A 22354-nucleotide genomic window follows, 5' to 3' on the forward strand; every position below is an offset into this window, starting at 1 on the left:
CCGGATCAGCAGCTCCCACTGTTCGCGTTTGCCGGGCCCCGCGCCCCAGGAGGCGGGCAGCAGCGAGAGATGTGCGCCGGCGTCGGCGTGGGCCCGGAACAGTTCGGGGAAGCGCACGTCGTAGCAGGTGGCCAGGCCGATCCGGAGGCCGTCGAGGTCGAAGGTCACCACCTTGGAGCCCGGGGCCACGGTCCTGGACTCGGTGAAGCCGAACGCGTCATACAGATGGATTTTGTCGTAGGACGTCTCGACTCCGGGGCCGGTGACCAGCAGGGTGTTGGTCACCCGGCCGTCGGGTGCCGGGGTGAACATGCCCGCCACGACCACCAGACCGGCGTCCTTGGCGAGCTGCCGCACCTCGGTGGCCCACGGTCCGTCCAGCGGTTCGGCGAGCGGGCCGAGCCGCGTGCCGAAGCAGGCCATCGCCGCCTCGGGGAACACCACGAGACGGGCGCCGGCCTCCGCCGCGCGGTATGCCTGCTCGCGCAGGACGGCCAGGTTCCGCCGGGGCTGCGGGCCGGTGGTGAGCTGGCTCAGGGCGATACGCATGGGACATGGGCCTTTCTGTTTCTGCCGGTGGCGGTGGCGGTGGCTGAGCGGGGATCTGCATACCCCTCGTGAGCAGGGTTACCCGACGGTCACCCGCTTTCCGGCGAAGGGAGAAGGCCATGTACCCCGTGATGAGACCCCACCACATCGCTCCTCGGCTCACGACCGGAGCGTTCATGCTGAACTCCGGTCTGCGCAAGCTCCACGCCGACGAGCAGACCGAGCAGGGGCTCCACGGCATGGCCGCCGGCGCCTATCCCATAGTCAACCGGATGTCGCCCCACCAGTTCACCAGGCTGCTGGCCTCCACCGAGGTCGCTCTGGGCGCGGCGCTCCTGTCGCCCCTGGTGCCCACCGCCCTGGCCGGGGCCGGGCTGACCGCTTTCGCCACCGGGCTGGTCGGCTTCTATCTCCGCACCCCCGGCACCCATCAGAAGGGCAGCCCGCTGCCCACCGACGAAGGCGTCCCCCTCGCGAAGGACTTCTGGCTGCTCGGCATCGGCCTGGGATTCCTCAGCGACCGCCAGGCGTGGGCGTGGCCGTGCCCGGCGGCGTGCCGACACAGAAAGCCGTGTCGGCACAGAAAGCCGTGCCGCCACAGAAAATAGCGGAGCGGCGACTCGGCGGCGTGCGCCCCGCAGGTCAGGGTGTGTACGAAGCCTCGCGCGCGGTGCGCACCACGGCCTGGCCCTCGGCCCGGCCGAGCAGCCCGGCCGTCACATGCTGGAGTCCGGCCTTGGTGGCGAACGGGGCCGCGGCCCAGATGTCGTCGAGACGAGGTGCCGTCGGACTTGACGGGGTTGGCGACGCCGGACGAGGTGCCGCCGAAGACAACAGCGGGCTCGGTTCGCCGGAAGTAGGCGTGTGTGGGGTCCTCGGTGCCCTCGTGGAACGGCGCCAGTTCGACCTCGCCGAGGGTGTAGTGGAGCGCTTTGTCCGGCACGGGGGTGAGCGAGGGCAGCAGATCGCCCGACAGAGCCGCGTTGCGGTACAGCCCGAGCCGTAGATAGTCCCGTCCGGGGTCGCGGGCCACCAGGTTGACGGGGCCGTAGAACAGGGTCTGTGTCGTCGGGTCGTCGAGGGCTTTTTCGACCCTCAGCCGGAAGGGGATCGAGACGCGGACCGTGCCCGCCTGGGCGACCGGCGGCGCCAGCGGCTCCGGCGGCTTCCAGGCGATCGTCAACGGACAGCGGGCCCAATGCTTCGGGAGATCCGGGTTTCCCTGTGGCCGGGGGCGGTACTGCGGCCCGTGCGGCCCCCGGCCCCGCCTGTCAGGCGTTGGGGTCGAACGGAATCCCGGACGGCTTGGCCTTCTCGAGATGGCTGTTGAAGTTGCCGTCCTTGAGGCCGAAGGTGGCGCTGCCGAAGTCGGCCTGGCTCAGCTTGTCACGTATCCCCGCGGGGTAGCCGTTCCAGCCGACCAGGGTGGGGAACTGCCAGGTGTGGTAGTGGTTCTCCGGCGGCTCGTCGCCCGAGCTCGCGGCGCGGAAGGCGTGGGTGCTCAGACCGTCCTTGTGGTAGACGACCTTCGGGTGTGTTCCGTCCCACGGGATCTGGTCACGGCTGTGGATCTGGAAGTTGCCGTGGGCGGAGGTGGAGACGTACTGCGCCTGGTTGTTCTGCACCCACACCACGACGTGTTCCCAGTCGTGGCGGTGCCCGCCGATCGTGGCCTGGTCCTTCTCGAAGTAGAGGCCGTAAATGATCGCGCACCAGCCGTTGTTGCACTTGTAGCGCGAGTATCCGTTGGTGTTGTCGAGGTCGGACTGGTCGTGGCACTGTCCGTTGGGGTTCCCGGACGGGTTGAGGCCGCCGTTGAGGGTCCCGTCGGGTCCGATGGCGGGGGTCGGGTAGCAGCCGTCCGTGTCGTAGTCGAAGGCCGGCTGGAATGTCTGCTCCATTCCGTCCGCGTTGCCGGGCAGCGCCTTCGGGGGGTCGGCGAGCGCGCTGCCCGGGAAGGCGATGACCAGCGCGACGGCGCTGCCGAGGATGAGCGGGACCTTGCGGATGCGCGACCTTGTCTTCACTGTGTCCTCCTGAAGGACCGGGGGGTGTGGGGCAGGCCGTTCAGCGTTGGCATGCCCGAGTCAGCCTCTCGATCCTTCCCTGACAACGTCAGCGGCGACAGATGTCGCCGGGGTGAAGAGTCAACCAATGGGGAACGTGGGGGAGTTGGGCTCGATCAGACGGCGGACCAGCCGTTGTCGACGGGCAGGACGGCGCCGTTGACGTTCCCGGCGGCGTCGGAGGCGAGGAAGACGATGGCGGCGGCCTGCTCCTCGGCGGCGGCTATCCGGCCGATGCTGCCGGCGTGCGCGCCGAGCACGGCCGGCCCGTGGGCGCCCGCTTCGGCATCGACCCGGATGGCGGTCGCGGTGCCGCCGGGCGCGATGGCGTTGGTCCGGATCCCCTGGTCGCGGTACATCACGGCGAGGGACTTCACCAGGCCCACGACGCCGTGCTTGGAGGCCGTGTACGCGGCACCGGCGGCGCTGCCGCGCAGCGCCGCCTCCGAGGCGGTGAAGACGATCGAGCCGCGACCTGCGGCCAGCATGTGCGGCAGCGCCGCGCGCGTCAGCAGAAAGGGCGCCGTCAGATTCACCCGGATCACCCGGTCCCACTCGGCGTCGTCGGTGTCCGCGACGGCCGAAAAGCGGTCCATGATGCCGGCGTTGTTGACCAGGACGTCCAGGCCGCCGAAGGCCGCCACGGCCGTGGCGACGACCTGGTCCACCACCTGCTGATCGCCGAGATCGCCGACGACCGCGCGGGCGGTTCCCCCCTCGGCCGTGATCGTCTCGACGGCCTGGTCGGCGCCTTCCCGATCGAGGTCGGCGACCAGGACCTTCGCCCCCTCCCGGGCGAAGGCGAGGGCCGCGGCCCGGCCGATCCCCGATCCCGCTCCGGTGACGATGACGCTGCGCCCCTGAAGGCCGGTGCTGCTGCTCACAAGATGCCCACTTTCTCCGCGCGGCAGACGGGCGCTCCGTCGTGCGTCCGTCCGGCGCTCACCCTAGGGGTTTTTGGCACTGACTGCCATAGTGGCATTCATGGGCGAAAATAAGGGGCCATGCCCGGCGCCGACCGCCGCGAGGGCCGAAGCCGCTGGCTAGGGTGGGAACCGACCGGGAACGCCCACCGGACATGCCCTCAAGCAGCGAAACGGGGACCACTGTGAAGCAGCCTGGAACGCGGGCGGTCGCCGCGGCCGGCCCGCCCCGGCCGGCCGGTCGCCCGCCGCTGACCGAACGGCGCAAGGCGGCCACCCGCCTGGAGATCGCCCATGAGGCGGTACGGCTGTTCGGCGAGCGCGGGGTGGCGGCGACCTCGGGCGAGGACATCGCCCGCGCCGCCGGTATCTCGCCCCGTACGCTGTGGCGCTACTTCCCCTCCAAAGAGGAGTGCGTCCGTCCGCTGCTGGCCGCGGGCCTGGAGACCGTCGCCCGGCGGCTGCGCGACTGGCCCGCGGACCGCTCCTTCTGTGACGGGATCCAGTGGGACCTGCCCCCGGCCGCCGACCCGCCGGAGGCCGCCTCCGCGCTCCGGACGCTGATCCGCTTGCTCCCCGAGGAGCCGGGGCTGCGCGCCGTCTGGCTCCAGGTCCACCATGACGCCGAACCCGTCTTCACCGAGATCATCGCCGCGCGCACCGGAGCCGATCCCGCGGATCTGCTGCCGAGGATCAAGGCGGTGATGCTCAACGGGGCCCTGCGCGTGGCCGCGGAGGAGTGGGCCCGGCGATCCGCGGAGGCGGACGGGGCCGCCGCCGCGGAGGCGTTGCGGCAGGCGTTGCTCAAGGCCACCGAAGGCCTGGCCATCTGACGTCCCCGGATGCGAGGACCAGGGAGTTGAGGAGCGAGGGCCAGGTCAACTCCCCGGGTGCGTGACCGGCGCCAGCCACATCCCGACGATCGCGTCGATCAGCCCGGTGGCGGTGTCGTGCCATGTGGCACGGGGCGTCGGGGTGTTCTCGGCGAGGGCGCGTTCCCGCTCGGCGCAGATGTGCAGGATGAGCTCGCGCGCCATGGCGCCGCGCTCGGCGCGGATATCGGCGGGCAGATCGGGCAGGCGCCGGTTCACCCCTTCGACGACCTGCGGAAGCGACCCGGAGGACAGGGACTCCTCGACGATGATCTCGTGGAGTGCGGGGTCGGTCATCACCTGAGCGCAGAACCGCGCGTACCACGTCGGGCTGCCCAGGGCCGCCAGATGCTCGGGGACCGGTCGTACCAGGCAGGCCACCCAGTCGCGGATGTCGTCGGAGTCGTCGATCTCGGCCAGCAGCCGGGTGCGGATCCGCTCGATCTGTTCGGAGTGTTTACGCGCGATGGCGCGCACGAGGTCGGCCTTGGTGCCGAAGTGATAGCCGACCGCGGCGTTGTTCCCCTGCCCCGCGGCCTCGCTGACCTGACGGTTGGACACCGCGTACACCCCGCGTTCGGCGAACAGCCGCTCCGCCGCGGTCAGGATCAGCTCCCTCGTCGCGCTGACCTGCTCAGCCCTTGCCGTCCTGCCGGCCATGATCACCACCGCACCGGGACTTCTCGCAGCCCTCCGACGGCCAGTCCCTCGAGCCGCCGCAGGTCCTCCACCGCAACAGCGGGTTCCAAGGAGGGAAGCCTACGCAACAGCACCTCCAGGGCCTCCTTGGCCATACGGTCAGGCAACCCCATCCGCACGGCCCGAGTCAAGCAGTTGCTTTAAACTCCTCGGTGACGCCTTCAAGCGGCGCCGCACCGTGGGGACGGCGGCTCCCTGTCGACGGCGGCCAGCCGGCCACTCACCAGCTCGCGCAGGGCAGCGGCCGGCGGCCGCTCCTGGCACAGGAAGACATGGTCGCCGGCGAAGTCCCGCGGCTGGGGCGAGGACGGTGTGCTCAGCCGCCACCGCTCCAGCTCCGCGGGGGACAGGCTCTGGTCGTCACGGCCGAACCACACGTGGTAGTCCGTGCCGCCACCCGCCGGCATGGCGGGCGGTTCGCGGTACGTATCCATCAGATGCAGGTCCTGGCCGAGCATCGTGACCGCGAGGTCGAGCATATGCGGATAGTCGAACAGCTCCGCGGGACAGCCGCCGTGGCGCCGCAGCTCCGTGACGAGTTCTTCCCGGGTCCTGGTCAGGAACGGGGCGCGCGGATGCGCCGCGAGCCGCGCCGTCGTCGCCGGGGACCGGGACCCCGACAGTACGACGTCCCTGATGTGGCCCCGCCGTTCGCCTGGCAGCGCCGAGACCAGGGCGTGGGCGAGGAGGGCGCCCAGACCGTGCCCCACCACCACGGCGGGCCGGTCGACCCAGCTGCGGAACGCCGGGAGGAGCCGCTTGACCGCGTCGTCGAAGCTGCGCACCGGGGGAGCGTCGGTCAGCTCCCCCCGGCCGTCCAGTTCGAACGAGACCGCGGCACAGCCCGACGGCAGGGCCCGCGCCAGCGGAAGCATGGACAGCGCGGTCGCGCCCGCGTAGTGGAAGAAGAGCACCCTCAGGGGCAGTCTGGGGTCTCCGATCAGGAGGTGACCGTCAACCGTCCTGACACGCATGCCATTCCCCCTGTCTGCTGTGGCTGTCCGCTTTTCCGGGCCCGGTTGTACGACGGTCGGCCATTAATGGACGCGGGACTCCCGGAACGTACGCTTCTTGTCAGTGAATTCTCTTGGCGCGGGCCGCGGAAGAGCTCGTCCGGTGTCAAGGAAACTCTTTTACCGAAAAAACGGGTCTACTTGATCAGGAGTTGTGCTGAACCAAGGGTGTGCTGCGAGCGAGGAGATCCTGTAATACGTCCGCCGACACTGTCAACTAATTCAGCCGACCTCGGACACATCTTCCCCATATCGGGCATTCCAGGGCCTGTCGGTCGCAGTTTTTTGGATCCGGCGCGGATGAACTGGCGGTGTTCCCCTTACGGTTCGCTTAGGATCCACGGTTATGTCGCCCCCCCAGCACAACCCCGGAGAGCGTCCACGGATGTCAGGACGTCATGACGCGGCAGAGTGCTTCGCGCGACGCTTCCAGCGCCTGCAAGAGGTCATCTACCCCGCCGACTTGGGCAGGCCGTACACGGAGCGGGAGATCGCGGAAGCCGTCGGGATGTCCGTGAGCCAGATCAGCAATCTGCGCAACGGCCGCTCCGTCCCCCGGGCCGACCGGGCGGTCGCGCTGGCCACCTTGTTCGGGGTGCGCGTGGAGTACTTCTTCTCCCCCGACGAGGACCCTTACGCACGCGATGTCGAGCGGCACCTGCGGGCCATCGAACAACAGCGGCGTGGCGAGCCCATCGGTCAACTGAACCGCGCCGCCGGAGGCTCGACCCTGCTCGTCGGCGGTCCGGCACCGGCGAACGCCGGGCTGCTCGACGACGACCAGGTCCGTCAGATCGCCGAGGGCGTGGCCGTACTGCCCCACGACATGCGTGAGACCGTCCACACCCTGGTGGACCAGCTGCGCCGCGTCGCCCGTCAGCACAAGAGCCGTGAGGGACAGCCACGGTGAATCGGCCCCGCCCGAAATCTCCGCGGGAACCGGCCTCCTGACAGCGCGCCGAAGGAAGGGACGACAGCGTGCGCATGCGGTCCGAACGGCGCAGGGTGCGGGCCCTGTTGAAGGGCCTGGGTCTACCGCCGCATCCGACCCTCGCCGAGCTGCACGCCGCCTACGAGGCCCGCTTCCAGCGGGCGCTGCGACTGATCGAGCAGGAGGTGGCGCCCGGCGAGCCGACCGGACGGTACGAGCAGTACCTGACACACGACCGCATCTACTACCCCAAGCACACCAGCCGCGCCCATCAACTGCTGGTCGTCTGCCATGAACTCGCGCACCTGCTGCTCGGCCACCTCCCCCGGTACGACGCCATCGACCCCGCCGTGGTGCGCCGGGTCCTGGGGCGCTCCCACTACGACGACCCCACCGAGCACGAGGCCGAGACCATCGGCACGCTGCTGTACCAGCAGCTGAACCTCGCGCCCGAGGTCGGCCCCGCAGCCCAGCTCGCACCGTCCCTGGTCCACCGCGAGGGGCGCCATGTCTGAGGCGGGTGACGTCCACACCCTCGCCTACGCCACCGTGAGCGCCGTCATGTACGGGCTGGCCGGGTACAAGGCACTGGCCTGGGTCGCCGAACGGATCCCCGCCCTGCTGCTGATGGCCGTGGGGGCCCTGGCCGGCGGCGCCGCCTTCACCGCCGCCACCCCGGCGGTCTACCGGTGGCTCGGGGAGACCAGCGGAATCTCGAATCTCGCGACCCTCGTCGTCTACACCCAGGTCATCGTGTGTTTCGGCTGCCTCCGCGCGCTGGCGCTGCTGTGGTCACCACGGCGGCTCGCCGCCGGCAAAGGCGGTCGGTCACCTCGGGGGATCGGTATGCGCGGCGCCCTGCGCCGGGTCCTGCCGCGCTATGCCGCCGCCGTCGCCGTCATGTGGTTGCTGTTCCTCTCCGCCGACCTGCCCGCCGGCGAAAAGCCCCTGACCTTCGACACCGCCTTCGCCGACCGCCCGCCCGTGTTCGCCTTTCTGCTGGTGTATCAGGCGGCCTTCGGATGGGCGCTGTGGTCGATGGTGTACGTGTGCTGCCAACGTTTGAAGGATGTTCACGATCCGACCCTGCGCGGCAGTCTGCGCCTCCTGGTCATCGGCTGCACATTCATCGGCAGTTATGGCGTATGCAAACTCATCGCGATTTTCGGCGCGGTGCTCGGTAGCCACGCGCTGGACGTCATGTCCTCCGATGTGGGCCCCGCGCTGTCCTCGCTCGGCGGGGTGATCACGGCCACCGGATGGACCCGTGCCGCTCTGCGCACCCGGCGACAGCGCCGGCGCGACTTCTACGCCCTGGAGACGCTGTGGACCACCGTCACCCAGGCCGACCCCGGAGTCATCCTCCACAGTCCGCCCTCCGGCTCCGCCTGGGAGTTCCACACCCTGCGCCGGGCCCATGAAATCCGCGACGGACAGCTCGCACTGCGCCCCTGGACCTCCCAGCACATCGTGAACGCCGCACGGCGCCTCACCGACGAACAGGGCCTCGGCTCACCCGACCGCGATGCGCCGGAACACGACGCGCTGGCCGCCGCGGCGGGCATCAGGGGAGCTCTGGAAGCCCTGCGGTCCGGGCGGCCCCCGGGCATGCCCTGTGAGCGGCTGCCGGGCATCGACGTGCCGCCGCAGGCCGAACGCCGGCACCTGGTCGCTGTCGCTCGTCAGCTCGACAGCCCTCTCGTCGCGCGCGTTCTCGCGGAGGCGGAACAGTGAACTCCGCCTGACGCGCCGTATGGTGGGAGCGGTTGCACGCCATCCAGCGTTCGTTCCCTCCGACTCGTTCCCCAGCGTGAGGTTCCGGTGTACACACGGCTCGCTCTCGGCATGCCCGATCGTGCCTCCTGGTTGATTCTCCTCGGCTTCCTCGCCGCTTTGACTCTGCTGGTCTGGCTGATGGCGCGGTTGATCAGATCCCAGGGCGGCCTGCGGCCCACCTGCCGCCGTATCGTCTGGGAAGTGCGGATGACGCGACGGGCGTTCGCCGAGCCCTTCCGCGTCTTCAGCCGCCACCGCCGGTGGGCCCGGATCCTCTCCGGCTATCTCGCCGACCCCGCCGCGCCCGGCACGGCGCTCGCCGCACTCGACCACGCCGACTCCACCACCGACGACGGCTGTTACGCCCTGGCGGTACAGCTGAGCCCGGCCCGCGAGCAGGTCCGCGTCGTCGTGGCCGGGCGCGATCCGCTGCCCCCCGCCGGGCCCTGGCAGAAGGCCACCGCCGAACCGGGGGAGTGGTCCTGGTCGGCCTCGGCCGCCTCCGTCGACCCGTCCGATGGTCCGGAACGCATGCTGCTGGCCGTCGGTGTCGACCGACGGCAGCCCGGTGCCGTCCTCGTGGACTGGATGCGCGGCCCCGCCGCCCTTGCGGTCGAGGGCGACCCCCACGCGTCGCGCGGTGTGCTCCAGGCCCTGGCCGCCCAGATCGACCACCTGCCTGACGGTCCGCCGGTCCTGGTCGCCCGCGGCGTGCACCCCCGCCACGCCGGCCCTGATCTCGACACCCTCCTCGACGCCCAACCGGAGGACGCGGTCGCCGAGTCCTCGCTGACGCCGGTCGTCGTGTGCTGGTCCCCGACCCCGGAGCAGGCCGCCCGGATCTCCGAACTCTGCGCCGCGGGCCGCCTCCGCGCCCTGGTCGGCGGCCGTGTCCCCGGCGCCTCCTGGACGTTCCACGCCGAGCCCGGCGGCCGCCTCCTGGCCCCCGGCCTCCACCTCGATCTGGAGTCCGCCGCCCTGCCCAGGGCCATCGCCCGCACCATCCGCCGCGACCGTCGGCAGCCGCCCGCCGGGACCGCCGTCCTGCGCCCGAGCCCGGCCGCGCCGGCCACGGTGCCGGCCGACGCGGTGCCCGGACCCCGTACCGAGGCCGCGCAGCCGCAGGACGCGCGTGCCGAGGGGCCGCGGGACGCGGTGGTCCCGGTCCAACGGGACTACGCCGATGCCGACTTCGCGGCCGATTACGCAGCCGATCTCGAGGCGGACTTCGCGGAGCCTGCCCCCGCCCCCGCCCCGTCTCCGCCCTTCTCTTCGGCTCCGTCCGGCGCACGGGCCGCAGAAGAAGCCGCGGAGGAAGCCGCAGAAGAAGCCGCAGAAGAGAAGGCCGGGAAGGCCGAAACAGTCGCCCCGCCCGAGACGGCCGAGACGGACCCGGTCCGGAACGAAGACCTCGGGGACGACGGCGATCTCGCCGAGCCCGCTCCCGCCGTGCCGCCGTCGCGGTCCGGCGGCATCTCCGCCGCATCCGGCACGACAAACGAACGGACTTCTTCGCAGCCGTGAGACTTTTTGTGAGCGTTGCCGAGAGCGACGTCATGCTTGATGTGAGCGGTACCACCACCGCCCGGGCCGTCGCCGTCCGTCTGGCCGAGATGGGTCATGCCACGGGCCCTCAGGGCGCCGAACTGTTCCTCGGGGACCGGCCGCTGCCCGCCGAACTGCCGCTGGCGGCGCCCGGGGTGCGGGACGGGGCCCGGCTGGGGCTCGGTGCCCCGGCGCCCGGGGACGGGGGTGCGTACGGGCCCGGGCGCGAGGAGTTGCCGCCGCCCTCGCGGTCCGCCGACGGCGAGCGGCTGCCGCGCGGCCCCCAGGTCGAGCTGCAGCTCGTGGGCGGGCGCGGCGCCGGGCGGGTCTGGCTGCTGCGGCCCGGTACGTACACGGTGGGCCCGGAGCCCGGCAGCGCGGTGCGGCTGGAGGGCCGCGACGTACCGCCCGCGGGGATCCGGGTGACGGTCCGCCCGGACGGGGGTGTGCTGCTGAACACCGGTCAGGCGGGCGCCGCCGTGGCGCTGTCGGTGCCCCAGCCGCCCCCGGAGCGGCCACGCGCCGACGCGGCCCCGCTGCCGCCCGCGCCACCGCCCCCGCTGCCGGATCCGGACGCCGACCGGCATGAGCCGGTGCCGCGTGGCTGGACACAGTGGCCGCTGGACGGCGAGCTGGTCTTCGGGGAGTACCTGCTGCGGGTCGCGGAGCCCACCGAGGCCGACGCGGCGGTGACGGTGTCGGCCGACGGCGCGTTTCTGGACTTCAACCGGCCGCCGAGGATCATCCCGCCGCTGACGCCGGAGCGGTTTGTGCTGCCCGCGCCGCCGACCCCGCCGTCGCGGCGGTCGATCCCGGTACTGGTGGTGGCGGCGCCGATGTTCCTCGGGATCGCCATGGTCACGTTCCTCGGGTCGTACTTCTATCTCATGTTCGCGGTCTTCAGCCCGTTCCTGGCCATCGCGAACTATGTGACCACCCGCCGCAGCGGGCGGCGCGAGTACCTGGCCGGCGTGGCGAGTTACCGCGCGCGCCGTGCCTCGCTGGAGGCCGACGTACGGGAGAAGGTCGACCGCGAGCGGCGGCTGAGGGTCGACGCGGGACCCGATCCGGCCACCACCGGACTGTGGGCGGTCGGTCCCGGCACCAGGCTGTGGGAGCGGCGGCGCGGCCACCCGGACCACCTGGCGCTGCGGGTGGGGACGGTCGCCCAGTCCTCGCTGCTGACCATCGACGACAGCTCCCGCGAGGACAATCACCGCTCGGTGAACTGGCGGATCCCGGATATGCCGGTCCAGGTGGACCTCGCCGCCGACGGCGTGGTCGGCATCGCGGGGGAGCGGGAGGCGGCCCGGGCGCTGGCCCGCTGGGCGGTGGCGCAGGCGGCGGTCCTGCACAGCCCCCGGGACGTACGGGTGACTGTGCTGACGGACATGGCGGGGGCGTCCGCCTGGGAGTGGGTGCGCTGGCTGCCGCATGCCCGCCCGGGGCGTGGCGGGGTGGCGGCGGCGCGCTCCGGCGGCCCGTCGGTGACGGTCGGCAACGACCCCGAGACCGTCGCCAACCGGGTCTCCGAGCTGGTCTCGGCCATCCGGTCGAGGATGCGCGCCCGGGACTCCGCGATGAGCGGTGCCCTGCTGAGCGAGCCGGACCTGGTGGTGGTGCTCGACGGGGCGCGACGGCTGCGCGATGTGCCCGGTGTGGTCCAGGTGCTCAAGGAGGGCCCGTCGGTGCGGGTGTTCCTGATCTGCCTGGACCAGGAGGAGCGCATGCTCCCCGAGGAGTGCGTCACGGTCTGCGCGGTGGGCGCGCGTGAGCTGACGGTGCGCCGTACGGGCAGCGCCGATGTGACCGGTATCCGCCCCGATCAGGTGGACACCGAGTGGGGCGAGCGGATCGCCCGCTCGCTGGCGGCCGTACGGGACGTCACCCCCGACGGCTCGGACGGCTTGCCGGACCAGGTGCGGCTGCTCGGGCTGCTGGACCTGGAGCCGCCGAGGTCCGAGGAACTGGTCCGCCGCTGGGGCAAGCGGCCCGCGTCCACCGGGGCGCTGCTGGGCGTCGGCTACACCGGACCGGTCACCTTCGACCTGGTCAAGGACGGCCCGCACGGGCTGATCGCGGGCACCACGGGCGCCGGCAAGTCGGAGCTGCTGCAGACCCTGGTGGCCTCGCTCGCGGCGGTCAACCGGCCGGACGAGATGACGTTCGTGCTCATCGACTACAAGGGCGGCAGCGCCTTCAAGGACTGCGTACGGCTGCCGCACGTGCTCGGCATGGTCACCGACCTGGACAGCCATCTGGTGGAGCGGGCGCTGGCCTCGCTGACCGCCGAACTGGTCCGCCGCGAGCGGGCGCTGGCGGAGGCCGGGGCGAAGGACCACGCCGAGTACCGGGCGATGCGGCGGCGCGATCCGGCGCTGCCCCCGCTGCCCCGGCTGCTGCTGGTCATCGACGAGTTCGCGACGCTGGCGCGCGACGTCCAGGAGTTCATCCCCGGGCTGGTCGGCATCGCCCAGCGCGGCCGCTCCCTGGGGTTGCATCTGCTGCTGGCCACGCAGCGGCCCGCCGGCGTGATCACTGCCGACATCCGGGCCAACACCAATCTGCGGATCGCGCTGCGCGTCACCGACGCGATGGACAGCCAGGACGTACTGGAGGTCAACGACGCGGTGACGATCTCCGGCGCCACCCCGGGCCGCGCCCTGGCCAGGACCGGCCACCGCTCGGTGCTGCCGTTCCAGACGGCCTTCGTGGGCGCGCCGCGGCTGGACGAGGTCCCCGGGCCCGCCCCGGCCGAGGCGCCCGAAGCCACGGTCTGGGCCGCCGAGCTGACCTGGTCGCTGCTGGGCCGTACGGCGGTGGAACCGGGCCCCGCGCACGAGGCCGAGGACGAACTGCCGCTGCTGGACGCCGATGAGGTGCCCACCGATCTGACGGCGCTCGTGGAGTCCGTAGGGGAGGCCGCGGCCTCGCTCGCCATCGCGCCGCAGCCCAGCCCGTGGCTGCCCCCGCTGCCGCAGACGATCACCCTGGAGGAGCTTCCGGACCGGCCCGACCAGCCGGGCGGCGGGCTCGCGTCGGTGCCCTGGGCGCTGGCCGACCTGCCGGGTGCCCAGCGCCAGGAGCCGCTGGAGCTGGACCTCTCCCGCTTCGGGCACCTGTACATCATCGGCACGCCGCGCTCGGGCCGCTCCCAGGCGCTGCGGACCATCGCGGGCGCGCTGGCCCGCCGTCACTCCTGCGCCGACGTCCACCTCTACGGCATCGACGCGGCGGGCGGCGCGCTGACGGCGCTGGGCGATCTGCCGCACTGCGGCGCGGTGGTGCCCCGGGCCGACTTGGAACGGCTGAACCGGCTGCTGGCGCGGCTCATCGCCGAGATGGGGCGCCGCCAGGAACTGCTCACCTCGCACGGCGCGGCCAACCTGGCCGAACTGCGCTCCATCCTGCCGCCCGCCGAGCGCCCCGCCCACACGGTGCTGCTCATCGACGGCTGGGACTCGCTGACCGCGCTGCTCGGCGACCACGACGGCGGCCGGCCGGTGCAGGAGCTCACCGCGCTGATCCGCGAGGGCGCCCCGATGGGCCTGCATGTGATCGCCACCTCCGAACGCGCCCTGCTGTCCGGCAAGGTGGCGTCGCTGAACGACGAGCGGCTGCTGCTGCGGCTGACCGACCGCAGCGAGTACATGCTGGCGCAGATCCCGTCCAAGCAGATCCCGGCCGTCGTACCGCAGGGGCGCGGCTGGCGCGGCGGCAGCGCCACCGAGGTGCAGGTGGCCCTGTTGAGCGCCGTGGGCGCCGGGCGCGACCAGGCGGAGGCGCTGCGGCGGATCGGCGTCGAGGCCGCCCGCCGTGATCTCGAGGTGCCCGCCGCGCTGCGCCCGGTGAAGGTGGCGAGCCTGCCGAAGCGGGTGACGTTCACCGATGCCTACGAGAAGGTGCCCGCCGGTTTGCGCCGCCCGCTGTGGGGGCTGCTCGGAGTGGGCGGCGACGACCTCGGCCCGGTCGGGGTGGACTTCGCGGCGGACGCCCCGTCCTTCATGATCAGCGGGCCGCCCGGCGTGGGCCGCTCCACGGCGCTGGCGAGCCTCGCGGTGTCGCTGCTGGCGGGCGGGGCGCGGGTGGTCGCGCTGACCCCGCGCGAATCGCCGCTGCGGGGCCTGGGCAGGCATCCGCGGGCCCATGTCATCGAGACGCCCGACCCGGGCGCGGACGAGGTGCGGCAGGCGCTGGAGGCCGAGGCGGGGCCCGTGGTGGTGCTGGTGGACGACGCGGATCTGCTGGCCCAGATGCCGTCCGCCGACTCGGTGCTGCGGGAGATCGCCTCCACCGGCCGGGACCGCGGCCAGGGGCTCGCGGTGGCGGCCACCGCCGAAACCCTCACCTCCGCGGGCATCGGCTGGCTCGGCCAGGTCCGCCGGGTCCGCAAGGGGCTGTTGCTGTCGCCGCAGTCGCCCGGCGAGGGCGATCTGCTAGGGGTGCGGGTCCCGTACGACCTGCTGCGCGGGCGGCCGGTCCCGGGGCGCGGGCTGACCGTCGACCCGGTCACCGGGGCGCTGGTGTCGGTGCTGGTCCCGGAGACGGTGCTGCGGTCGGACGGTATGGGCTGACCGGGCAGGAAGGACCCGGGCTCCCGCTCCGTGGTGAGGGGGAGCCCGGTGGGCGCCGGGTCAGCCGTTGTTGGTGCTGGCGGCGATGTCCTTGTCCATCTGCTCGACGGACTCCTTGATCTTCGTGAACTGGGTGGCGAAGCTGTTGATGCTCTCCACCGCCTGCTGCAGCGAGGCCGTCAGCTTCTCGTAGGCGGCCTTCATCGCCGGGCTGCTCTGCTGCATGAACAGACCGTTGTCCAGCAGCCCCTCCACCGAGGTCTTGGTGGACAGCAGATGCGGGTTGATGTCGTTGACGGCCTGGTTCATGACCCCGGAAACGCGCATGATCTCGGCGTAGTCGAGGTTGATGTTGCCTGCGGGCATGGTGTGGTTCCTGCCTTGTCTAGTCGTCTTCTTTCGTGACCCAGCCGGAGTTCTGGTCAGCATGGTCGCTGGTCCACTCCTCCTTGCGGCCGTCCGTCTCCACCGTGCGGGTGCCGCTGCCGTCCTCGTGGACCTCGATCGTCTCGATCACCTCATGGCCGTTCACATCGAGCGAGGACGTGGTCGTGCCGTGCACGGTCTGTTCCTTGCCGTCGTCGTCGGGCCCCGTGGTGGTGTAGGTCGTGGTGGAGTCCCGGTGGCCGGTGGTGGAGTTGTAGTCCGAGGTGGTGGTCCCGGTGGTGGTGGACTGTTTGCCGTCCGGGGTCTTGGTGGTGCTGGTGAAGGTGTCCTTGGTGTTCTTGTGGTCCCCCGATTCGGTGGTCTGCGAGTTGCCGGTGGTGGTGGTGACGTTGCCGTAGACATCGGTGGCGGTCGAGTCGTACGTGCCGTCGGGGTGGTAGTTGGTGGTGTCGGTGGAGGTGAGCCCGCTGCTGGTGGTGATGGTGGTGGTGATTTTGGTGGGCTTGCCGTCCGGGCCGTACTCGTAGGTCGTGGTGGTGGTGTTGCCATGGCCGTCGGTGGTCGTCCACTGGCTCTCGCGCTCGCCCGGCGGCTTCGGCGCATGCGGGTCGTTCGGGTCGACGTACCCCTTGGCGACCGCCTCCTGCCAGTCGTCCCAGATCTCCTTCTGCGTGCGATAGAGATCCGCGGCCAGCGACGCCTCCTGTTTGCCGGCCTCCCCGGCCAGCCGGAAGTCCCAGTCCGCCCAGCCCCGCGCGACGCCCTCGTAGAGGTTGTGAAGCTGCTCCAGCTTCTCCTCGGAGCGTTTGAAGGAGCCCTTCCAGACCTCGTAGTACGCCTGGATGGCGTAGGAGACGCCGCCCCCGCCCACCTGCTCGGTGGTGTAGTTCTGATTGCTCTCCCGGGCCTGCTTGACCTGCTCCTTGAGGCTGCTGGCCTTCTGTGCGACCTGGTTGAGCAGTTCGTAGTCGACAACGATGTCAGGCACGGTCCCCCCTGGGTCGGCTCGCTGCGGGCTCATACTGCCCTACCGTGACCAACGGCCCAAAAGTGTGGTCCGGTTCAGGAATCAACCATGTCTGACGTACCGTTCATTCCGATGAACCGCGCTCGCTCGTCGGTGAGTTACCCAAGTGTAGGTGCCCACCGGTGAAGCGCCCGTGCCACAGCTGACCGTCAGGGGGGAGGAGCAGCGTGCCGACCCGTCCCGGCGACTGGAGCGCGCTCGGCCTCAGCGGTGACCCGGTCCCGGGTGACCCCGCCATGCTGAACACCGTCGCCGACACCATGCGCGACCTGGCGACCTCCGCCGGGGTCGTCAACACCGGGCTGCGCGAACTGCAGACCACCGCGGGCGACGGACAGCGGTTCATCGGCGTCACCGCCGACCGGCTGCGCGAGATGGTGGACAGCCATCTGTACAACTTCGTCGGGCATGTCGAGGAGTCCTTCCGCAAGGCCGAAAACGCCATCCGCGTCTACGCGACCGCCGTCGAGACCGCTCAGGGCGAGGCCGACCAGGCGCTCTCCACCGCTCAGGGGCTGCCCGAGGACGATCCGCAGCGGCAGCCGCTCACTCAGCGCGCCGAGGACGCCCGCACCGACGTGTCCAACGCCGCGGGCGAGCTGCGCCGGCAACTCCATGACGCGGGCGCGATGATGGTCCAGCCGGTCAGCGACTGCGATCTGTTCTGGGAGGCGTTCCAGTGGCTGACGATCATCATTTCGGTGATCGCGGTCTTCACCGGCGGCATCCTCGGCATCATCGCCTGGGGCATGAACGCCGTCCTGCTCATCAAGACCATCGTGGACTTCAGCCAGGGCAAGGCCAGCGGGCTCGAACTCGGCCTGGCCTTCCTCGGCGTGCTCTTCCCCACCACCAAGGCCATCAACGTCGGCGCCATCATCAAGGGCCTCGGCAACGGCCTCAAGGGCGCCGTCGGCGGTCTGACCGGCGCGGGACGTGGCCTTTTCGGCCAGATCAGCCACTTCTCCTCGCTCACCGGCCTGCCCAAGATCGTCGTGGCCCCGATGGTGATCGGCGCCCATCTCGCCCCGCTGGTCAAGATCGACGTCATCGCGCTTGGCAAGGGCTTCGGCAACGCGCTGAAGGGCGGCTGGAACAGCGCGATCGGCGCGATCGGCAGCGACTGGGCGCGCGTCACCGCCTCCTCGACCGGCGCCTGGGCCAAGACCGGCGCCTACTCGCTGGCCAATCTGCAGCGGCTCGCCCGGCTCGGTGCCGCCACCCTCCTCCCGCTGAACTTCACCGAGCTCAGCGTCCTCGGCATCGGCGGCGCCGCCCGGCTCGCCTTCGGCGAGCGCGTCCTCGGCATCGCCCAGCCCGAGTTGCACGCCCTGCTGGCCAACGCGGGACGTACGGACGCGGCCCTGCGCGGTATCCCCCCGGTGCAGACCGGCCCCGGCGCCCTGGCGCCCACCGGGCTCATCCGGCCGCCCGGCGCGTTTCTGCCAGGGGGCGGCCTCCACCTCGGCGGCCTCGGTACGGGCACCCTGGGAGCCGTACCGCTGACCCCGCTGACCGAGCTGCCCACCGTCAACCTGGGCGCCCTGACGCCCCAGGGGCTCGGCGCGTCCCACGGCCTGACCACCGCGCCCCTGCCCCACGGGATGACCACCAGCCCGGGCGGCCTGGTCGTCCCGGCCGCCCACGCGGCGCCTGGCGGCCAGGGCCTCCAGACGCTCCATCAGATGGACTTCGCCGCAGGCCAGGTGCGGCTGGACAACAATCTGCTGCTGCCCGGCAACACCGCCATCGACCTGCTGCGCGACGCCCACACCCCGTCCTCGGTGTCCCACACCGGCCAGGAGTCCGTCCCCGGCGTCGCCTCGGCCGGCGGGGTGTCCGACGGGGTCACCATGGCCCGCGGCGCGGTGGGACACGCCGAGGCGCTGAACGATCTGACCTTTCCTGAGCTGAATGCCCTCGCCCACGGGGATGTCGCCGTCACCGCCATCCGGAGCGACGGCATCACCCTGCGGATCGGGGACGCGGCCCCCCGGACCGTCGACGCGCACACGCTCGCGGGCACCGCCCCGGTGCCCGCCGGCGCGGCGGCGGCCCCGGCGGCTGTGGGGGTTGTCGGGGGTGCGGCGCCGGGCACCCTGCATGCGGCCACCGGGACGGCGGCGGTGCCCGCCGCCGCCGCTCCGCCGCCTGCAGGGGTGGTCGGGGGCCATGCGCCGGGGGCCCCGGCGGGCGCCGCTGGGCACAGCGCACCCTCGGGCGCGGGGGTCCACGCCGCCCCGGCGACGCCCGCGCCTGCGGGCGAGGCGAGCGCTTCGCCCGGCGTGCCGACCCACGCCGGGGTCGGCTCGGCGCCTGCCGCGCCGCACGGCAGTACGGCCGCGGCCTCCGCGGGCGCCCCCGGGCGCGCAGGCGTGGCCGGTACGGGCGTCGGCACCGCCGCACCGCCGCCCGCAGGGGTGGTCGGGAGCCACCCGCCGGGCGCCGCTGGGCACGCCGGACCGGCGGGCGCGGGAGCACACGGTCCGGCCTCGGCGGCCCACGCCGCCCCGGCAACACCCGCGCCCACGGGCGCGGCGAGCGCGCCGCCGGGCGTTCCGGCCCACGCCGCGTCGCCCGGCAATACAGCGGCGGCCTCCCCGGGCGCCCCCGGGCGCGGCGGACCGGCCGGTACGGGCGCAGGCGCGGCCGTACCGCCGCCGGGTGGCGTCGTCCGCGCCCCGGAGCCGCTGTCCGCCGCCGCGGCGCACGACCTGGCCATGGATCTGCTGCGCGGCGAGCGCGCCGCGCCACCGCCGCCCTATTCAGCGTCTTCGGCAGGGGGCCTCGGCGCGCGGTCGGTGCCGTCGGCCGGCGGAGTGTCCGCGCGCGGCCCGCTCGACGCCGCCGGGAGCGGGGGCGCCAAGGGGGCGGGGGACGCGCTCGACCTCGTCGCGCACCCCGGCCGCCCGCCCGAGACCACCGCGCGCCGCACACCAAGCTCGCCGAGACGGGCGAGACGGCCGTACAGCCGCCCCCGCCGTACCGGGAGGCGACGGCCGATATGCCGCCGCCGTACGCCTCGCCGTCCCCGGGCAAGGGCCGGTTCGGCGGGCTGTCCCCCATGGCCGCGATCAACCAGCGCATCCGGGAGACCCACCAGCTCATCATGGGCGGCACCAGCGGCTCCGAGGCCGCCACGCGGCTCAACGCGTGGGCGTCGTACGAGCGCGCCCTGTCCGATCTCGGCAGGGCCGAGCGGCAGGTGGAGCTGACCACGCCCCCGCCGGGGCAGGGCGGCTCCCGGGGGCCGTCCGCCGCCCAGCTCAGCGCGCTGGACGAGCTCGGCGCGGTCCGCGCGCGCGTCGACGCGGCCGAGTCCCGGCTGGACGGGCTGGGCATCGACCCGCGCGGCACGCGTCGGCAAATGCAGGCCATCACCGTCCAGATGTTCCACGAGCGGGGCGGACTGCCGGGCGGCTCCCGGCACTCGCCCTCCCCGTCCGACGCCTCCATGGGCGGAACGCCTCCGCCGCCGTCCCCGGAGACCCAAGCCCTGAACGACGCCGACGACGCCATGGACGATGTCATGGACGACATCACCGATGCGACGGACCCGGGCACGCCACGCGGCACCTTGCCGGACCAGACCCCCGAGCCGGGCGCGATGGACGTGGACCCGCCCCCGGCCGCGCCCCCGGCCGGCCAGGCCGTCACCGCCCCGACCGGCGGCTCCCACGTCTGGCCGCCGCCCGGCACCGTACCGGGCGGCGCCTCCCCGGCGCACACCATGGTGAACGACGCCTTCCTGCAGCTGACGAACGGCGGCCACGCGGGCATGACGGGCGCGGACTACATGAACTGGGTGCGCGCCATCGAGACCCAGCCACGCCAACTCGGCTTCGTGGTCACCGCGATCGTCCGGTTCGACGAGCTCGGCAATGGCCTTCCGGGCTTTCTGAACGCCCTCACCCACCAACTCAACGGCTTCGACGGCCGGATCGGCGTGGTGATCGGGGTCAACGGCTCCCACGCCCAGCTGCCCGCGATCCGCCAGGCCATCGCGGACGCCCTCGGCCAGACCACCTTCGGCCATCCGCTGGCCCTGGTGGCCACACCGCTCGGCCCGTACCCGGCCGGCCACTTCGTCTACGGGACCGCGCGCAACCTCACGCTCGACAGCCAGGCCACCCGCCACATGGTCCGCTCGATGATGGCCGACGATCTGCACCCGTACCACGCGATCATGGACTTCGACAACTACCCCCACCTGGTCCCCGGCGGCGAACACGTCTTCCAGTACTGGGAGGGCGCGCTGAAGGTCGTGGAGGACGGATACGAGGTGGGCAACCCGATGCGGCCGCTGATGATGGCGGGCGGCTACCGGGCGCCCGAGCCACCGCCAGTGGGCAGCGCAGACCGGCTGATCGACGACACCCGGGGCAGGCTCGACGGCGAGACGCTGAAGGAGCGGAAAAACCCCAGGCCCCCGCTGGAGGACATGCGGCTGGAGTTCATCCGCCGGATCGAGCAGGACATGCGGATCCGCGACCGGCTCACCGGCCTCCACCCGCAGCTGCCGTACGCCCCCGAGCCCAACCTCTTCGTGGACGCCGCCGCGACCCTGCTCACCGACGATCTGATCCGGGTGCGGTTCGGTCTCGGCGGGGCCGAGTTCGGCGAGCTGAGCGAACGGCTCAACCGGCTGAACGCCTGGGAGCTCGACCAGTCGCTGCGCACCCCCTCGGCGGACATCGGGGCTCGGACGCTCGATGAGCTGCGCACCCTGCGCGAGGTGCACGCCAAGAACAACACCCTGCCGCACCGGGGCGTGTCGTATCTGACCAAGTTCCAGGAGGCGTCCACCGAGACCGACCTGTCCCGGCTGATGAAGAGCTGGTACAAGGACGGCAAGCTGCCGCAGGACCACGCCGGTCTCAAGAACCCCCTCGACCGGCTGTTCAGCCGCGACGCGCTCGGCGCGGGCCAGAACAGCCAGGCCGCCCGCGAGGGCATCGAGCTGAAGCCGCTTCGCGACTCCTTCAAACAGACCATCAGGGACGGCAATTGGAACGACCCCCTGTGGCCGGTCCACCACCCGCCCGGCGAACTGCCCAGCACCCGGCTCGCCGCCGACCTGTCGGCGGCGCTCGACGACAGCCTGGGCATCGTGGGCAAGAACCGGGTGGGTCTCGCGGTGTCCGCCCCGGTGCCCGGCGGCGGGCCGCGGCTGTTCGCGGGCATCGACCCCGAGCAGATGCGGCTTGCCGCGCAGTCTCTCGCGCTCACCCACGACGAGGGCTATCTCGCCCGTCATCTGGCCTACTTCAACCGTGAACACCTGGCGCGCGGACAGCTCCCCACGGCCCCCGGCACCTTCTTCCACGCCCTTCAGCAGGCGGCCCAGGCTTCCGGGGACCTCTCGTTGCACCCGCTCCAGATGATGCGCAACCTGGTCGGGCGCGCCTTCCAGGACCTGCGCCAGGGCGGCGCCAACTCGCTCGGCCGGATGCTGGACCAGATCAACGGAGCCGGCATCGACGTCGAGAATTTCTTCCCACGGCTGGTGAACGGCAGGCTGCACCCGTCGACGACCGACTTCCAGACGTTCCGCGGCACGGACGGCGCCCTTCCCCACGACCCGGCCCGGGACGCCCTGCTGACCCAGTACGCGGCGGCGCTCGGCCGGGACATCCGGGTCACCGCCGGGGACGGGACCACCTTCACGGTCGAGGCCATCGGGGTCGCGGCCAGAAACCGCCGACCGACGCTGCACCTCACCTGGAACTCCAGCTACGACGGCAGCGGCTGGTCGGCGCACGTCCCCGACCAGCCACCCCCGAAGCGCGGGGGCGGCCGGCGCGGCGCCGGGGGCGGACAGGACGGCGGGAACGTGCCCACCCCGAAGGGCAAACGCCCGCGTGGCGCAGATACCCAGGGGTCCGTCGACGCACCCGGGCCGTCCAAGCGTCCCCGCGCCACGCAGGACGGCTCCACCGGCCCCGCGCCCACGGGCAAGGGGAAGGGCAAGGGCAAGGCGCGGGGCCGGTGG

General features: G+C 72.3%; 15 protein-coding genes and 1 pseudogene. 8 read left to right on the forward strand and 8 right to left on the reverse strand.

What is annotated here, in order from left to right; translation table 11 throughout:
- Positions 1–549: nitrilase-related carbon-nitrogen hydrolase (locus CCN51_RS41995; protein ID WP_086860771.1), on the reverse strand; the 549-nt coding region annotated here is incomplete at its 3' end.
- A gap of 119 nt (positions 550–668) precedes the next feature.
- Here CCN51_RS41995 and CCN51_RS42000 point away from each other — a divergent pair.
- Positions 669–1157 carry a DoxX family membrane protein gene (locus CCN51_RS42000; protein WP_014181794.1) on the forward strand — a complete coding sequence of 163 codons (489 nt, stop codon included), beginning with the start codon at positions 669–671 and terminating at the stop codon, positions 1155–1157.
- A 34-nt stretch (positions 1158–1191) separates the two neighbouring features.
- On the opposite strand, the pseudogene CCN51_RS42005 reads toward CCN51_RS42000, so the two are convergent.
- From CCN51_RS42005 to CCN51_RS42015, 3 genes and pseudogenes are all read right to left on the reverse strand, one after another.
- A pseudogene (locus CCN51_RS42005) lies at positions 1192–1675 on the reverse strand (beta-L-arabinofuranosidase domain-containing protein); the annotation flags it as partial.
- A 145-nt stretch (positions 1676–1820) separates the two neighbouring features.
- Entirely contained in the window at positions 1821–2576 is a 756-nt protein-coding gene (locus CCN51_RS42010) for an NPP1 family protein (RefSeq protein ID WP_014181796.1), read from the reverse strand.
- Positions 2577–2731: 155 nt separating this feature from the next.
- Positions 2732–3499, reverse strand: a complete 768-nt coding sequence (locus tag CCN51_RS42015; RefSeq protein ID WP_014181797.1) for an SDR family NAD(P)-dependent oxidoreductase — start codon at positions 3497–3499, stop codon at positions 2732–2734.
- A 224-nt stretch (positions 3500–3723) separates the two neighbouring features.
- On the opposite strand from CCN51_RS42015, the gene CCN51_RS42020 reads away from it, so the two are divergent.
- Positions 3724–4371, forward strand: a complete 648-nt coding sequence (locus tag CCN51_RS42020) for a TetR/AcrR family transcriptional regulator (protein WP_014181798.1) — start codon at positions 3724–3726, stop codon at positions 4369–4371.
- A 45-nt stretch (positions 4372–4416) separates the two neighbouring features.
- Here the strand turns inward: CCN51_RS42020 and CCN51_RS42025 are convergent, their stop codons facing one another.
- Together CCN51_RS42025 and CCN51_RS42030 are read right to left on the reverse strand one after the other, a co-directional pair.
- Positions 4417–5070, reverse strand: a complete 654-nt coding sequence (locus CCN51_RS42025) for a TetR/AcrR family transcriptional regulator (protein ID WP_043492562.1) — start codon at positions 5068–5070, stop codon at positions 4417–4419.
- A 200-nt stretch (positions 5071–5270) separates the two neighbouring features.
- Positions 5271–6083, reverse strand: a complete 813-nt coding sequence (locus CCN51_RS42030; RefSeq protein WP_043488183.1) for a thioesterase II family protein — start codon at positions 6081–6083, stop codon at positions 5271–5273.
- A 424-nt stretch (positions 6084–6507) separates the two neighbouring features.
- Between CCN51_RS42030 and CCN51_RS42035 the strand changes: the two genes are divergently transcribed.
- The 5 genes from CCN51_RS42035 (at position 6508) to CCN51_RS42055 (ending at position 14948) form a co-directional block, all read left to right on the forward strand.
- The gene (locus tag CCN51_RS42035; RefSeq protein ID WP_014181802.1) at positions 6508–7032 is read left to right on the forward strand and encodes a helix-turn-helix domain-containing protein; all 525 of its coding nucleotides are present in this window, start codon (positions 6508–6510) and stop codon (positions 7030–7032) included.
- A gap of 68 nt (positions 7033–7100) precedes the next feature.
- Positions 7101–7568: an ImmA/IrrE family metallo-endopeptidase gene (locus tag CCN51_RS42040; protein WP_143676065.1), complete on the forward strand. Its 468-nt coding sequence runs from the start codon at positions 7101–7103 to the stop codon at positions 7566–7568.
- Complete coding sequence (locus CCN51_RS42045) at positions 7561–8787, forward strand: MAB_1171c family putative transporter (protein ID WP_014181804.1); 1227 nt, start codon at positions 7561–7563, stop codon at positions 8785–8787. Before CCN51_RS42040 ends, CCN51_RS42045 begins: the two co-directional genes overlap by 8 nt.
- 111 nt (positions 8788–8898) lie before the next feature.
- Positions 8899–10353: a hypothetical protein gene (locus CCN51_RS42050; RefSeq protein ID WP_143676066.1), complete on the forward strand. Its 1455-nt coding sequence runs from the start codon at positions 8899–8901 to the stop codon at positions 10351–10353.
- A 32-nt stretch (positions 10354–10385) separates the two neighbouring features.
- On the forward strand, positions 10386–14948 hold the full coding sequence (locus CCN51_RS42055) for an FtsK/SpoIIIE domain-containing protein (RefSeq protein WP_086013785.1): 4563 nt from the start codon (positions 10386–10388) through the stop codon (positions 14946–14948).
- A gap of 60 nt (positions 14949–15008) precedes the next feature.
- Here CCN51_RS42055 and CCN51_RS42060 read toward each other — a convergent pair whose 3' ends face one another.
- Positions 15009–15314 (reverse strand): hypothetical protein, encoded by a 306-nt coding sequence (locus tag CCN51_RS42060; protein WP_014181807.1) that lies wholly within the window; start codon positions 15312–15314, stop codon positions 15009–15011.
- Positions 15315–15333: 19 nt separating this feature from the next.
- Complete coding sequence (locus tag CCN51_RS42065) at positions 15334–16323, reverse strand: hypothetical protein (protein ID WP_014181808.1); 990 nt, start codon at positions 16321–16323, stop codon at positions 15334–15336.
- A 206-nt stretch (positions 16324–16529) separates the two neighbouring features.
- On the opposite strand from CCN51_RS42065, the gene CCN51_RS42070 reads away from it, so the two are divergent.
- Positions 16530–19577, forward strand: a complete 3048-nt coding sequence (locus tag CCN51_RS42070) for a putative T7SS-secreted protein (RefSeq protein WP_086860773.1) — start codon at positions 16530–16532, stop codon at positions 19575–19577.
- Positions 19578–22354: the final 2777 nt, after the last annotated feature.

It is taken from the genome of Streptomyces milbemycinicus, from assembly GCF_002154605.1.
GTDB lineage: Bacteria > Actinomycetota > Actinomycetes > Streptomycetales > Streptomycetaceae > Streptomyces > Streptomyces milbemycinicus.